Origin of the sequence: Paucibacter sp. B51, from assembly GCF_027863535.1 — a bacterium.
Lineage (GTDB): Bacteria > Pseudomonadota > Gammaproteobacteria > Burkholderiales > Burkholderiaceae_C > Paucibacter_A > Paucibacter_A aquatilis.
Genome location: NZ_JAPIVN010000001.1, coordinates 3,461,003 through 3,474,008 on the forward strand (window position 1 = coordinate 3,461,003; position 13,006 = coordinate 3,474,008).

Annotated in this window: 10 protein-coding genes; 4 read left to right on the forward strand and 6 right to left on the reverse strand. The window is 68.0% G+C overall.

What is annotated here, in order from left to right:
- Positions 1-47: 47 nt before the first annotated feature.
- Positions 48-1,490, forward strand: coding sequence for an exodeoxyribonuclease I (gene sbcB / locus OOB33_RS14845; protein ID WP_271009238.1), 1,443 nt, complete (start codon positions 48-50; stop codon positions 1,488-1,490).
- A 34-nt stretch (positions 1,491-1,524) separates the two neighbouring features.
- Here sbcB and OOB33_RS14850 read toward each other — a convergent pair whose 3' ends face one another.
- Entirely contained in the window at positions 1,525-2,295 is a 771-nt protein-coding gene (locus tag OOB33_RS14850) for a substrate-binding periplasmic protein (RefSeq protein ID WP_271009239.1), read from the reverse strand.
- A gap of 183 nt (positions 2,296-2,478) precedes the next feature.
- On the opposite strand from OOB33_RS14850, the gene OOB33_RS14855 reads away from it, so the two are divergent.
- Positions 2,479-3,432, forward strand: a complete 954-nt coding sequence (locus tag OOB33_RS14855; RefSeq protein WP_271009240.1) for a DNA ligase — start codon at positions 2,479-2,481, stop codon at positions 3,430-3,432.
- Between the two features lie 13 nt (positions 3,433-3,445).
- On the opposite strand, the gene OOB33_RS14860 is transcribed toward OOB33_RS14855, so the two are convergent.
- Positions 3,446-4,378: a peptidylprolyl isomerase gene (locus OOB33_RS14860; protein WP_271009241.1), complete on the reverse strand. Its 933-nt coding sequence runs from the start codon at positions 4,376-4,378 to the stop codon at positions 3,446-3,448.
- 105 nt (positions 4,379-4,483) lie between these two features.
- On the opposite strand from OOB33_RS14860, the gene dnaE reads away from it, so the two are divergent.
- Together dnaE and OOB33_RS14870 are read left to right on the forward strand one after the other, a co-directional pair.
- Positions 4,484-8,101, forward strand: coding sequence for a DNA polymerase III subunit alpha (gene dnaE, locus OOB33_RS14865; protein WP_271009242.1), 3,618 nt, complete (start codon positions 4,484-4,486; stop codon positions 8,099-8,101).
- Positions 8,102-8,240: 139 nt separating this feature from the next.
- The gene (locus tag OOB33_RS14870; protein ID WP_102770209.1) at positions 8,241-9,533 is read left to right on the forward strand and encodes a patatin-like phospholipase family protein; all 1,293 of its coding nucleotides are present in this window, start codon (positions 8,241-8,243) and stop codon (positions 9,531-9,533) included.
- Between the two features lie 2 nt (positions 9,534-9,535).
- Here the strand turns inward: OOB33_RS14870 and OOB33_RS14875 are convergent, their stop codons facing one another.
- The 4 genes from OOB33_RS14875 to OOB33_RS14890 all read right to left on the reverse strand — a co-directional run bounded on the left by OOB33_RS14875 (position 9,536) and on the right by OOB33_RS14890 (position 12,984).
- Positions 9,536-10,762: an ATP-binding protein gene (locus OOB33_RS14875; protein ID WP_271009243.1), complete on the reverse strand. Its 1,227-nt coding sequence runs from the start codon at positions 10,760-10,762 to the stop codon at positions 9,536-9,538.
- Complete coding sequence (locus OOB33_RS14880; protein ID WP_271009244.1) at positions 10,759-11,496, reverse strand: response regulator; 738 nt, start codon at positions 11,494-11,496, stop codon at positions 10,759-10,761. The genes OOB33_RS14875 and OOB33_RS14880 overlap by 4 nt, the downstream gene beginning before the upstream one ends.
- A 53-nt stretch (positions 11,497-11,549) precedes the next feature.
- On the reverse strand, positions 11,550-12,479 hold the full coding sequence (locus OOB33_RS14885) for an intradiol ring-cleavage dioxygenase (protein ID WP_271009245.1): 930 nt from the start codon (positions 12,477-12,479) through the stop codon (positions 11,550-11,552).
- Between the two features lie 157 nt (positions 12,480-12,636).
- The gene (locus OOB33_RS14890; RefSeq protein WP_271009246.1) at positions 12,637-12,984 is read right to left on the reverse strand and encodes a ComEA family DNA-binding protein; all 348 of its coding nucleotides are present in this window, start codon (positions 12,982-12,984) and stop codon (positions 12,637-12,639) included.
- Between the last annotated feature and the right edge of the window lie 22 nt (positions 12,985-13,006).

The following is a 13,006-nucleotide window of genomic DNA, read 5'->3' on the forward strand; positions in this document are numbered from 1 at the left end:
TGTCTGGATGCTTCGGTCAGCGCGGCGCATGCGTTACGCTGCGCGCCATGAGTGAATTCAGCTTTTTCTGGCACGACTACGAAACCTTTGGCCGGGTGCCGCGGCGCGACCGGCCGGCCCAGTTTGCAGGCGTGCGCACCGATGCCGATTTGAACGAGATCGGCGAGCCGCTGATGCTGTACTGCCAGCCCAGCCCGGACAGCCTGCCCGACCCCGAGTCCTGCCTGCTGACCGGCATCCTGCCGCAGACCTGCCTGGAGCGAGGCGTGCCCGAGCATGCCTTCGCGGCCGCCATCGAGGCGGCGCTGGCCGAACCCGGCACGGTGGGCGTGGGCTACAACACCATCCGTTTCGACGACGAGGTGACGCGCCATCTGTTCTGGCGCAATCTGATCGACCCCTATGCCCGCGAGTGGCAGAACGAGTGCGGGCGCTGGGACATCCTCGATGTGGTGCGCTGTGCCTATGCCCTGCGCCCCGAGGGCATCGAGTGGCCTCGCCACGAGGATGGCCGCCCGTCCTTCAAGCTCGAACACCTTACTGTGGCCAACGGCCTGGTGCACGAGGCGGCCCACGATGCACTCAGCGATGTGCGCGCCACCATCGCCCTGGCGCGCTTGCTCAAGACCGCCCAGCCCAAGCTCTTTGACTTCTGCCTGCGCCTGCGCAAGAAAGACGCGGTCTGGGCCGAGATCGGTGTCGGCCGGCCGTTTCTGCACATCTCGGGCATGTACGGCCCCGAGCGCGGTTGCATCGCCCTGGTCTGGCCGCTGGCGCCGCACCCGACGAACAAGAACGAGCTGATCGTCTGGGACCTGGCCACCGACCCGGCCGAGCTGCTGACCCTGAACGCTGCCGACATCCGCGGCCGCATGTTCGTCAAGCAGGAGGATCTGCCCGAGGGCCAGACCCGGCTGCCGATCAAGACCATCCACATCAACAAGTCCCCCGTCGTCATCGGCAACCTCAAGACCCTGAGCCCGGCCATGGCCGAGCGCTGGGGGCTGGATATGGCCCAGGGCCTGGCCCATGCCCAAATGCTGATGGAGAAAGGCCGCTTGCTCGATGGACTCTGGGGCGATGTCTTCAAGCGCGAAGCGACGCCCGGCCCGGTGGATGTGGACGAAGACCTCTACGGCGGCTTCATCGGCCCCGATGACCGCCGCGCCCTGCAGCGCCTGCGCAGCCAGACGCCCGAGCAGATTGCCCAGCGCGCGGCCGAGGGCAAGCTCACCTTTGCCGATGAGCGCTTGGCCGAGCTGGTGTTCCGCTACCGCGCGCGCAATTTCCCGGCCAGCCTCAGCGCGGCCGAGGCACAGCGCTGGCAGGTCCATTGCGCCGCCCGCCTGCACGAGGGCGCCGGCGGCGCGCAGACCCTGGCGGCGTTTTTCGAGCGTGTGGACGAGCTCAGCGAGGCGGCCGATGAGCGCGGCCAGGACATCCTCGGCGCACTTTACGAATACGCCGAGCAGATCGCCCCGGAAGCTTGAGCCCGGCCCCGCCCGCACGGCGGGGTGCGGCCCATCACATCAACTCGGCACTGCGCATCAACAAGCGGGCCAGCTGCCCGCTGCTTTGCATTTCGGCCATGCCTTTGTTGAAGGCAGTCACGCGCGACCCGTGGGCCGCGTGAGCGCGGTTGAAGGCCATGTAGAGCGGCATGTCCGCCACCGAGGGTTCCAGCCAGACCAGAGATGCCGCCGCTTCGGACAGCTGGCGGCGCAGCAAGTACGCCGCCACGCCTTTGTCCACCAGGGCCAGATCGATGCGGCCCGCTTGCAGCTTGCGAAGATTGCCCAGGTCGTCCAGGGCTTCGTCGCATTGCAAGTTCGCCTGTTCGAAGGCGGGCGGGTTGGCGTAGCCGCGCACGATGCCGATGCGCAGGTGTTTCAAGCGACTCAGCTCGCGCACATCGAAGCGGCGATCGCTGCGCGCCATGAAGCCGATCCGGTTGGCAATGCCCAGAGGCTGCGGAAAGCTGAGATAGCCTTCGCGCTCGGGGTTGCGCCAGACGCCGATGACCCCGTCCCACAGGCCGCGCTGCAGCTCGGCAATCAGGCGAGACCAGGGGCGGAAGTCCATCTCCAGGGTCAGGCCGGTGCGGGCCAGGGCGGCGCGGGCAATGGCGATCGCCGGTCCGCCCTCGCTGCTTTCCTGCGTGGTGTAGGGCGGGAACTCGGTGGCCACCACGCGCAAGACGCCTTCCGCGCTGCTGTTGGCCGGTGCCATGGACGGGATGGCCCGTGCCAGGGCTGGCGCGGCCAGAAGTGCCAGGGCATGGCGGCGATGGGGCATGAAGGGCAGCTCCTCAATCCTCGATTCGAAGGATGAAATCCGGCGCACGCTGGTGTTCGGCACGGCTCCCACAGCATAAGCGGCTTGAGAGGGGCCGTGGGCCGGCGTAGGCTCATTGCACACACGCTGGTGTGGCCTCCGTCATGAAATGGGTCCACGGCGTTTTGATGCAAGGAGCTGCTCATGGAATCGATGGCTTCGGGGTCTGAGCCCTGTATCCAGGTGCATGGGAAGGCGGCCGGGCGCGCGGGTGCGGGCTTGCAGCGCCGCCAGCTCTTGCAACTCAGCCCGGCCCTGCTGCCAGCCGGGACTTGGGCTGCTGCAGCCACGTCGCCGGCCGGCGCAACCAAGCCCCCCTTGCTGCTGGCACAAACACCACGCGGAGGGCTGGACGGTTTGGCCGGGCAGGACCTGAGCCGCTACCTGGTCAGCGAGAAGTTCGATGGCGTGCGTGCCTACTGGACGGGCGAGCGCCTGCTTAGCCGCCAGGGCCTGGTCTTGGCGGCGCCGCCGAGTGTTCTGGCGCGCCTGCCGCCCCAGCAGCCCCTGGATGGTGAGCTGTGGATGGGGAGAGGGCGCTTCGAGGCCTGCTCGGCGGCGCTGAGGCGCAGCGCGCCGCGTGAGGATGAGTGGCAACAGATGCAGTACCTGCTGTTCGAGCTGCCCGGCGGGGCCGGTCCGTTTTCTGCGCGTGTGGCCCGATTGCAGGAGTTCGCGGCCGCAGCCGACGCGCCGCTGCTGCGGGTCGTGCCGCAGGACCGCGTGGAGAGCCTGGCTGCACTCCGCCAGCGCTTGCAGGCCGTGCTGCGCGCCGGTGGCGAGGGCCTGATGCTGCACGAGGCCGATGCGCCGTACTTGAGTGGTCGTCATGAGGCCTTGCTCAAGCTCAAGACCCACGACGATGAAGACGCTGTGGTCATCGCCCACCTGCCGGGCCAGGGGCGCTGGAGCGGCCTGCTCGGTGCGCTGCGCGTGCGCAATGCCGCGGGCCAGGAGTTCAACATCGGCAGCGGCTTCAGCGAGGCCCAGCGCCGCGCGCCGCCGCCGCTGGGCAGCACGGTCAGCTACCGCTATCGCGGGCTGACTGGCTCGGGCCTGCCGCGCTTCGCAACGTTTCTGCGCGTGCAGGAGCTGTAGCGCCGAGGCTGGTTCAGGGCGCCGGGCGCACCGGGGGCAGGGCGCTGCACAGCTCGACGCGGTCGGGGCTGTGGACGAACCAGCCGCTGCGGTAGCGGCGCGAATCGAGCCAGCGCTTCCAGGTGGCGGTGTCGGTGCGCAGCACCTGCAGCTTGGGGCGCTCGGCCTCGGGCACATCGGCCAGCACGCGCACGCGCTGGATCGGCGTGCGTTGCTCGGCCTTCTCGTAAAAGCCCAGGGCGCCGGTGCCGCGGGGCAGGGCGCTGAGGCGTTCCATGCCTTGCAGCACGCGGCCGACGCTGGTGATGTTGAGGTCCAGGGCGCGCGGGGCATGGCCGATCACGGTGTAAAGCCCGCTGCCGTCGCTGGAGTCGGGTTCATTGCCGCGGGCGGCGCCGACCATGCTGTTGCAATGGGTCAGCCAGGCGCGGCCTTTCTTCGGATCGGCCGCCACCGGCCAGCCGTTGACGAAGCCGACCTGGGGCGCCCAGCCATCGCGCTCCGGCAGGGCGCGGAAGTCCAGGCCTTTCAGCGCGCGGGAAAACTCGACCGGCGCCTTGGCCAGGTCCGCAGGCTTGGCGCGGGCGGTGGGCGCCTCGTCATCGGCATCGCCCCACTGGGTGACGTAGTTGTCCTGCACGCGGATGATGGCCAGGCCGTCGAAATAGCCGCCGCGGGCCAGTCGGACGATGTTGCTGGCATGCACGGGCGCGAACTCGCGCGCCAGCTCGATCACCACCGGGCCGCTGGCCAGTTCCATCAGCAGGGCATCCTCGGCCTTGACTTCGCGCCAGTCGCCGGGCTGGGCGGCGGCCAGCACATCGGCGCTGCTGGGGCGTTTGCCGGGGTCGGGCTGGCCGGCGGCCTGGGCGCTGGGGTTCAGCAGAAAGGCGGCTGCAAGGCTGGAGACAAGGCGGGTGGCCAGGGTGGGCAAGGTCTTGTGCATGGGGGGGCTCCTCCGTGGGGATGCGGTTGCAATCTGGCCGGCAGCATAGCCGCCGGCAGCGGGCCCGCGGCTGGGGAGAACCATGCCCCTGCCTACAATGCCGCCATGGCTTTTGTTCATCTGCGCACCCACACCGAATTTTCCGTCGTCGACGGCACCCTCAGAACCGATGACGCGGCCGCTGCGGCCGCCAAAGATGGGCAGATCGCCCTGGCCATCACCGACCTGGCCAATATGTTTGGCGGCATCAAGTTCTACAACGCCTGCCGCAAGAAAGGTGTCAAGCCGGTGCTGGGCGCCGACTGCTGGCTGGAGCCCGAGGGTTCGGACAAGAACCCGACCCGCCTGCTGCTGCTGGTGCAGAACTACCAGGGCTATCTGAACATCTGCGAACTGCTCTCGCGCGCCTGGATCCAGAACGTGCAGCGCAACCAGGCCTGCCTCAAATGGGAATGGCTGCAGGAGCTGAATGAGGGCTTGATCTGCCTCTCGGGCGCCCAGTTTGGCGGCCTGGGCCAGGCCCTGCTCAGTGGCGACAAGGTGCGGGCGCGCGATTGGGCGCAGCGCTTCTCGGCCATCTTCCCGAACCGCTTCTACATCGAGCTGCAGCGCGCCGGCCTGGCCGGCCAGGAGGCCCTGGTCCAGGCCAGCGTGCCCTTTGCGGCCGAGCTGGGCCTGCCGGTGGTGGCCACCCACCCGATCCAGTTCCTGGGCGAAGACGATTTCGATGCCCACGAGGCGCGCGTCTGCGTGGCCGAGGGCGAGACCCTGACCAACCCCAAGCGCATCAAGCGCTTCCTGCCGGGCCAGTACTTCCGCTCGCAAGCCGATATGGAGGCGCTGTTCGCCGACATCCCGTCGGCGATCGCCAACACGGTGGAAATCGCCCGCCGCTGCTCCATCAGCCTGGTGCTGGGCAAGCCTCAGCTGCCCAACTTCCCGACGCCGCTGCTGGAAGACGGCACGCCCATGCCGATGGAGCAGTACTTCCGCCAGCTGTCCTTTGAGGGCCTGGAGGACCGGCTCAAACTCTTGTACCCCGACGAGACCAAGCGTGACGCCGAGCGGCCGCGTTATGTGGAGCGCCTGGAGTTCGAGCTGAACACCATCATCAAGATGGGCTTCCCGGGCTACTTCCTGATCGTGGGCGACTTCATCAAGTGGGCCAAAACCCATGGCTGCCCGGTGGGCCCGGGTCGGGGCTCGGGTGCCGGCTCCCTGGTGGCCTATGTGCTCTTGATCACCGACCTGGATCCGCTGCAGTACAACCTGCTGTTCGAGCGCTTCCTGAACCCGGAGCGGGTGTCCATGCCCGACTTCGACATCGACTTCTGCCAGGGCAACCGCGACCGGGTGATCGATTACGTCAAGGAAAAATACGGCCGCCCGGCCGTCAGCCAGATCGCCACCTTCGGCACCATGGCCGCCAAGGCGGCCTTGCGCGACATCGGCCGGGTGCTGGGCATGGGCTATGGCCAGGTGGACTCCATCGCCAAGCTGATCCCGGCGCCGCCGGGCAAGACCGTGACCCTGGCCAAGCTGCCGGAGAACTTCGATCCTGAAAAGGAAAAGATGATCTACGCCCGGCACGAGGCGCCGGAGCTGAACGAGCGCGAGGCCCAGGAAGAAGAAGTGGCCGAGCTGCTCAAGCTGGCCGCCCGCGTGGAAGGCATGGTGCGCAATATCGGCATGCACGCCGGCGGCGTGCTGATCGCGCCGGGCAAGATCACCGACTTCTGTCCGCAGTACCAGCAGCCCGGCTCCACCTCGGCCGTGAGTCAGTACGACAAGGACGACGTCGAGGCCATTGGTCTCGTGAAGTTCGACTTCTTGGGCCTGGCCACGCTGACGATTCTGGAGCTGGCCAAGGACTTCATCGTCGCGCGTTACCCGGACCAGAAGAACTTCGCCTTCGAGACCATTCCGCTCGACGACCGGCGCACCTACAAGCTGTTCTCGGATGGTTTGACCGAGTCCGTGTTCCAGTTTGAATCGACCGGCATGCAGCGCATGTTGAAGGACGCGAAACCCTCGCGGCTGGAAGACCTGATCGCCCTGAACGCGCTCTACCGACCCGGTCCCATGGACCTGATCCCGACCTTTGTGGCGCGCAAGCACGGCAAGGAAGTGGTCGAGTATCCGCACCCGCTGACCGAGCCGGTGCTGGCCGAGACCTACGGCATCATGGTCTACCAGGAGCAGGTGATGCAGACCGCCCAGGTGCTGGGCGGTTACAGCCTCGGCGGCGCCGACATGCTGCGCCGGGCCATGGGCAAGAAGAAGGCCGAGGAGATGGCCGAGCACCGCGCCATCTTCCGCAAGGGCGCGGCCGTCAACGGCCTGGATGAAAAACAGGCCGACGAAGTGTTCGACCTGATGGAGAAGTTCGCGGGCTACGGCTTCAACAAGTCGCACGCCGCCGCCTACTCCCTGTTGGCGTACCACACGGGCTGGCTCAAGGTGCATTTCACGGCCGAGTTCTTCGCCGCGAACATGACGATTGAAATGGACGACACCGACAAGCTCAAGGTCTTGTTGAATGACGCCAAGCTCTTCGGCATCGATTTCGAGCCGCCGAACGTCAACCTCGGTGTGCACCGTTTCGAGCCCATCATGCCGGGCGACGGGGTGTTCCCGAACTGGGCGGCGCCGGGCACGCCGGGCGGCCGGCCCAAGCGCATCAATTACGGCCTGGGCGCCATCAAGGGCACGGGCAAGGGCGCGATCGACTCCATCGTCGCGGTGCGCCAGAAGGACGGCCCCTTCAAGAGCTTCTACGATTTTTGCTGCCGCATCGACCGCAAGGCCTGCAACAAGCGCGTGGTGGAAGCGCTGATCAAGGCCGGCGCCTTCGACAGCCTGGAACCCGACCGCGCCCGCCTGCTGGCCAGCGTGGCCCGCGGCTACACCCATGCCGAAACCCAGGAGGCCAATGCCGACCAGGGCGGCCTGTTCGACTTCGGCGACACCCATGGCTCGTCCACGGCCGAGCCCGATCTGGTGGACGTGCCGGCCTGGAGCATCAAGGAAAAGCTGACGTTGGAGAAAACGGCCATTGGCTACTACCTCAGCGGCCACCTGTTTGACCAAAGCGGCGACGAGGTGCGGCGCATGGTCAAGCGCCGCATTGCCAATGTCGAGGACGCCGCGCTGAGCCGCGAGGTGGTGATGCTGGCCGGCATCGTCAGCGATCTGCGCGTGATCAACGGCAACCGCGGCCGCGTGGCGATCTTCAAGCTCGACGACAAGAGCGACATCATCGAAGCCGTGGCCAACGAGGAGCTGCTCAATCTGCACAAGGAGCTGCTGGTCGACGACGAGCTCTTGATCCTGCAGGGCAAGGTGCAGATCGACCGCTTTGCTGGCGGCTACCGCTTCAATGTCCAGGCCATCTGGGACCTGGCCGCGGCGCGCACGCGATTTGGCCGTTACTTCTACGTGCCGGTCGGCGCGACCCTTCCGGATCTGAAGGAGGTGGTCAAGCAATGGCCGCCGCGCCAGGTGCAGACCGAGCAGGGTGTGACGCTGCAGGGCCTGAAGATCCAGACCCACCACTTCTTGCAGGGCGAGCATGAGGGCGCCGAGTTCCGGCTGGAGTTGGGCGAAGACAGCCGCTTCTGGCCCTGCGACGAGGCCTTGGCGCGCCTGAGCCAGTTTGGCGGCCCGGTGAAAGGCCAGGCCAAGCCCTTGCCGCAGGCGCAAATCATTTACGACGCCGGTTGACGTTGATTCTTGCAGCTGCATGACGCGGGCCACCGCATGCCTGCCCTGTGGCGGCTGGGCTGCAGGCCGTGGTGTTTTGCCGGCTTCTCGAGGCTTCGTCCGGGCTGGAATTCAGCGATGATGTGACGCAATTCACACCATGGCTGCGACTCCCTCGTCTTCTCCCCGCACCGGTCTCATCCTGACTGGAGGTGGCGCCCGCGCCGCTTACCAGGTGGGCGTGCTGGCGGCCCTTGCCCAGTTGCGCCGGGATGCCGGCCTGGGCGGCCCGCAGACCTCGACCCCGTTTCCGGTGGTGGCCGGCACCTCGGCCGGCGCCATCAATGCCGCCACCCTGGCCTGCAATGCCGATGATTTTGATGCCGCGGTCGATGGCCTGGTGCACCTCTGGCAGAACCTCCATGTGGACCAGGTCTACGCCGCCGATGCCTTTGGCGTGATCCGCACCGGCGCGCGCTGGATGACCATGATGAGCCTGGGCTGGGCCGTGGCCCGCTGGCGCCGCACGCGGCCCAACAGCCTGCTCGACAACTCGCCCCTTGGGCGCTTGCTGAACCGCTGGATCCGTATGGATCGGCTCGATGCCATGCTGGCCGCCGGCCATATGCAGGCCCTGGCCATCAGCGGATCGAGCTACACCTCGGGCCAGCACGTCACCTTCTACCAAACCCATCTGCCCTTCGAGCCCTGGCTGCGCTCGCAGCGCATCGCCGTGCGGGCCAAGCTCAGCATCGATCATCTGATGGCCTCCTCGGCCATTCCCTTCATCTTCCCGGCCCAGCAGCTGGATCTGGACGGCCAGCTCGAGTGGTTCGGCGACGGCTCCATGCGCCAGAGCGCACCGATCTCGCCGGCCGTGCATCTGGGCGCCGACCGGGTGCTGGTGATCGGCGCCGGTCGCATGCACGAGCCCCCGGGCCGGCGCCAGACCCTGGTCAGCGGCCACCCGAGCATGGCGCAGATCGCCGGCCATGCTTTGTCCAATATCTTTCTCGATGCGCTGGCGGTCGATGTCGAGCGCCTGCAGCGCATCAACAACACCTTGTCGCTCTTGCCGCCGGACGCGCTGCAGGCCACGCCGCTGCGGCCCATCGATGTGTTGGTGATCGCCCCCAGCCGCCGCCTCGATGAGCTGGCGGCCGAGCACCAGGGCAGCCTGCCGCCGGCCATCAAGGGCTTGCTGCGCAGCGTCGGCGTGGCGGGTGAGGGCAAGGGGGCCAGCGGCTCGGCGCTGACCAGCTATCTGCTGTTTGAACCCTCCTTCACCGGCGAGCTGATCAATCTGGGCATGAGCGACACGCTGGCGCGGCGTGTCGAGGTGCAGAAGTTCTTTGGCTGGCCGACGCAGGCGCCAAGCTTCGACCCGGCCGCCATGCGGCGGCGCAAGGCAGGCTTTGCACAGGCGCCCGTGGATGCCCCCATGGAGGCTTGAGCTCAAGCCAGAGGCAGCTCAACTTCGGCACACAGCCCGCCTTCAGCGCGGTTGCTCAGTTGCAGCCGACCTCCCTGGCGCTCGATCAAATCTCGCGCGATGTACAGCCCCAGCCCCGTGCCGCCGGTGTGGCGGTTGCGGGAGGATTCCAGCCGGTAGAAGGGCTGGAACACCGCCTCCAACTGGTCGGCCGGGATGCCAGGCCCCGCGTCCTCGATACGCACCCGCACGCGCTCGTCCTCCAGCACCACGCTGACCTCGGCACTGCCGCCGTAGCGGATCGCATTGCCCAGCAAATTGCCGAACACACGGCGCAGCGCACTGGGCTGGGCCCGCACCCGGGCCGGCGGGCCGCTGCAGTGCACGGCATGGCCTTGCTCGCTGAGGTCGTCGCTGAGGGCGGTCAGCAGGGCGCTCAGGTCCTGGATCTGCGCCGCCTCGGTCGAGGCCAGGCCATCGCCCTGGAACAGCTCCAGTACCGAGTCGATCATGGCGCTCATCTCGACGATATCGCCCACCGCCGCGCGACGCGGGCCTTCTTCCAGGCTCAAGGTTTCCAGGCGCATGCGCAAGCGGGTCAGCGGCGTGCGCAAATCATGCGAGATGGCCGCCACCAGCAGGCCGCGCTCGTTGAACTGCTGGCGCATCTGCCGGGCCATCTGGTTGAAGAGCCGCGCTGCTTCACGCACTTCGAAGGTGCCGCTGCCTTCATCCAGCTGAGGCAGGGGCGCGCGGCCCTTGACCGCGTCGCCGAGGCCGGCTGAGGCCTGCATCAGCCGCCGCATGGGCTGTGCCAGCCAACGCGATCCCAGCCAGGCAGCCAGCGCCATGACCAGCAGGCGCACGCCGTAGTCCAGCGCGGTTTGCGCGGCATTCAGGCCGGGCGGGCGAGGGCCGCCAGGCCCCGCGCCGCGCGGCGGGCCGGAGGGTTGCTCCAGCATCTGCAGGCCGCGCGTGGGCGGCAGGGAAGGAAAGGTGGGCAGGCGCCCTGGTTCGCCCGGGCCGGCCTCCGGGCCTGCCGCTCGATGCGGTGGTGGTGGCGGCGGGTGAGCTCCTGGGCCCTCGGCTGGCTGCAAACCAGGTGGCGGGGCGTCGGAGAAGTGCAGCCAGCGCACCGTGGCAAAGGCCAGCACATGGCTCAGCACCAGGCTCAGCCAGAGCAGCAGGAAGAGCCGCTTGGCCAGGCTGTCCTTGAACAGCGCTGCCGAGGCGCGCTGCGCCCAGCTCATGCGGTGCCACCTTTCAGCACCTGCGGTGTGGCATCGAAGAGGTAGCCCTCGCCGCGCAGGGTGCGGATCAGGCGAGGCTCGCGCGAGGAGTCGCCCAGCTTCTGGCGCAGGCGCGAGATGCTCAGGTCCACGCTGCGGTCGTTGACGTCCACGCCGGGCGCGCGGGTCAGCTCGATCAGCTGCTCGCGGCTGAGCACGCGGCCGGGCCGCTCGACCAGGGCGCTGAGCATGCGGAATTCGGCCTGTGACAGGGCCATCACCACGTCCTCCGGCGAGATCAGCTGGCGCAGCATGCGGTCGAAACGCCAGCCCTCGAACTGCAGCAGGCGGGCCGAACCCAGGCGGGCGCCCTGAACGTCCTCGGGCGCACCGGCTTTCTTGATGCGACGCATCAGGGCGTGGATGCGGGCCACCAGCTCGCGCGGCTCGAAGGGCTTGCCCAGGTAATCGTCGGCGCCCATCTCCAGGCCCAGCACCCGGTTGATCGGGTCACCGTGAGCGGTCAGCATGATGACCGGCGGCCCGCCGCGCTGCTGCAGCCATTGGCACAAGCTCAGTCCGCCCTCGCCCGGCAGCATCAGATCGAGGATGACGACATCGAAATGCTGGCTGGCGATCAGGCGGCGCATCTCCACACCATCGGCGGCCGTCTGGGCGCGGATGTCGAAGCGCTGCAGATAGCTTTGCAGGCTGAGGCGAATCTCTTGGTCGTCATCGACCACCAGGCAGTCCATCACCGGCTCCTCGGGCGTCACAGGTGCTGCCGAGCCTACCCCAGCCGCCCGCTTCATGCGCCCACGCCGACGTTCAGGGTCGCGGCATAGCCCTGGCTGAGGCTGCCGCTGACGCTGGCCAGCTCGGTGCTGACGCCGTCGCTGAAGACGTTGTCGGTGGCAAAGCTGATGCGGGCGAAGTTGCTGCTGCTGGCGTTGTAACCGGTGGCGCTGCTGTAGACCTGCTGGCAGATCGCCTCGGGGAAGGCGATCTGCGAGGTGCGCAGCTTGTTGGCATAGCCGCTGGCCAGGGCCTGGCTGCGGTAGACCTCAAAATGCATATGCGGCATGCGACCGTCGTAGCAGCCGGGGAAGATGGTGTCGAAGACCACCAGGCCGTCGCTGCCGCTGCTTTGCACGCCGCGCAGATAGTTCTGGTCTGTGACGCCGCTGGAGTACATGGAGTAGCGGCCTTCGCGATCGCAGTGCCAGAGGTAGACGGCATAACCCGACAGATCGGCGCAGCTACTGCTGTTGCTGTTTTGCAGGCGCAGGGTCAGCGTCAGCGGCACGCCGCCAGCCAGCCCGCTGGCGCCGGCGATGCTGCTGCGAATGTCGCGCCGCACGATGCCGCTCAGGGCGAGCGCATTGGCGATGCTGCCATTGGCGCTGTTGGAGCCGTCGCCCGGATAGGGGCCGGCCGTTTCCTCGGGAATCAGGGGGCAGGCGCTGTTGTTGCTGCCGCTGCCTTTGCTGCCACCCGAACTTCCACTGCCGCTGCTGGAGCTGGCACTGCGGCCGTCCGAGCCGCCACCGCCTCCGCAGGCCACCAGGCCCAGGCTGCTGGCCGAGCCCGCCACCGCGGCGAACCAGGCCAGGGCCTGGCGGCGCTGCAGGCGACCGGCTTCGAGGCGGGCCAGATCGTGTGACAGGCCGAGGTCGTGATCCTCGCGGGGGGCGTGGGCGGCGGTGATGAGCGGTGAGGGCGAAGGATGACGCGACATGACGGAAACTCCTGCAGCAAGGCGTGGGCGTGGCGGAGCTGCCGGGGCATGCACCCTGGGGCTCGGCCGGGCAGCGGGGGCTGCCTGCAGGCCATTGGAGCGCCGTCGTTTGTCGGTGGTTCAGTCAGTTTGTGTCGGGACTGACACAACAGCTCGCTCAGGGAGCACTCGTGCTGACCGCGGGCTCGCGGTCCAGCCAGGCCTGGCCTGCGACGCGCAGGCCTTGCTCCGACAGCTGCTGGGCCAGAGCCGGGCCGATGCCACGCACGCGTTGGCGCAGGTCGGCCCATCCTTCAAAGGCCTGCTGCTGGCGCGCGTGCAGCAGCCGCTCGACCAGGGCCGGGCCCAGGCCGCGCAGCGATTCCAGCTGGGCGCGGCTGGCGGTGTTGAGTTCCAGCGGCTTGGGGCTGGGATCGCTCTGGGCGCTGGCCAGGGGTGGCCTCGCCAGGCAGGCCGCAGCCAGGCCGCACATCAGCAGCTGGCGGCGAGAGGGGGCGGCGTCCATCGGCGTCATCTCGTGCTCGCGC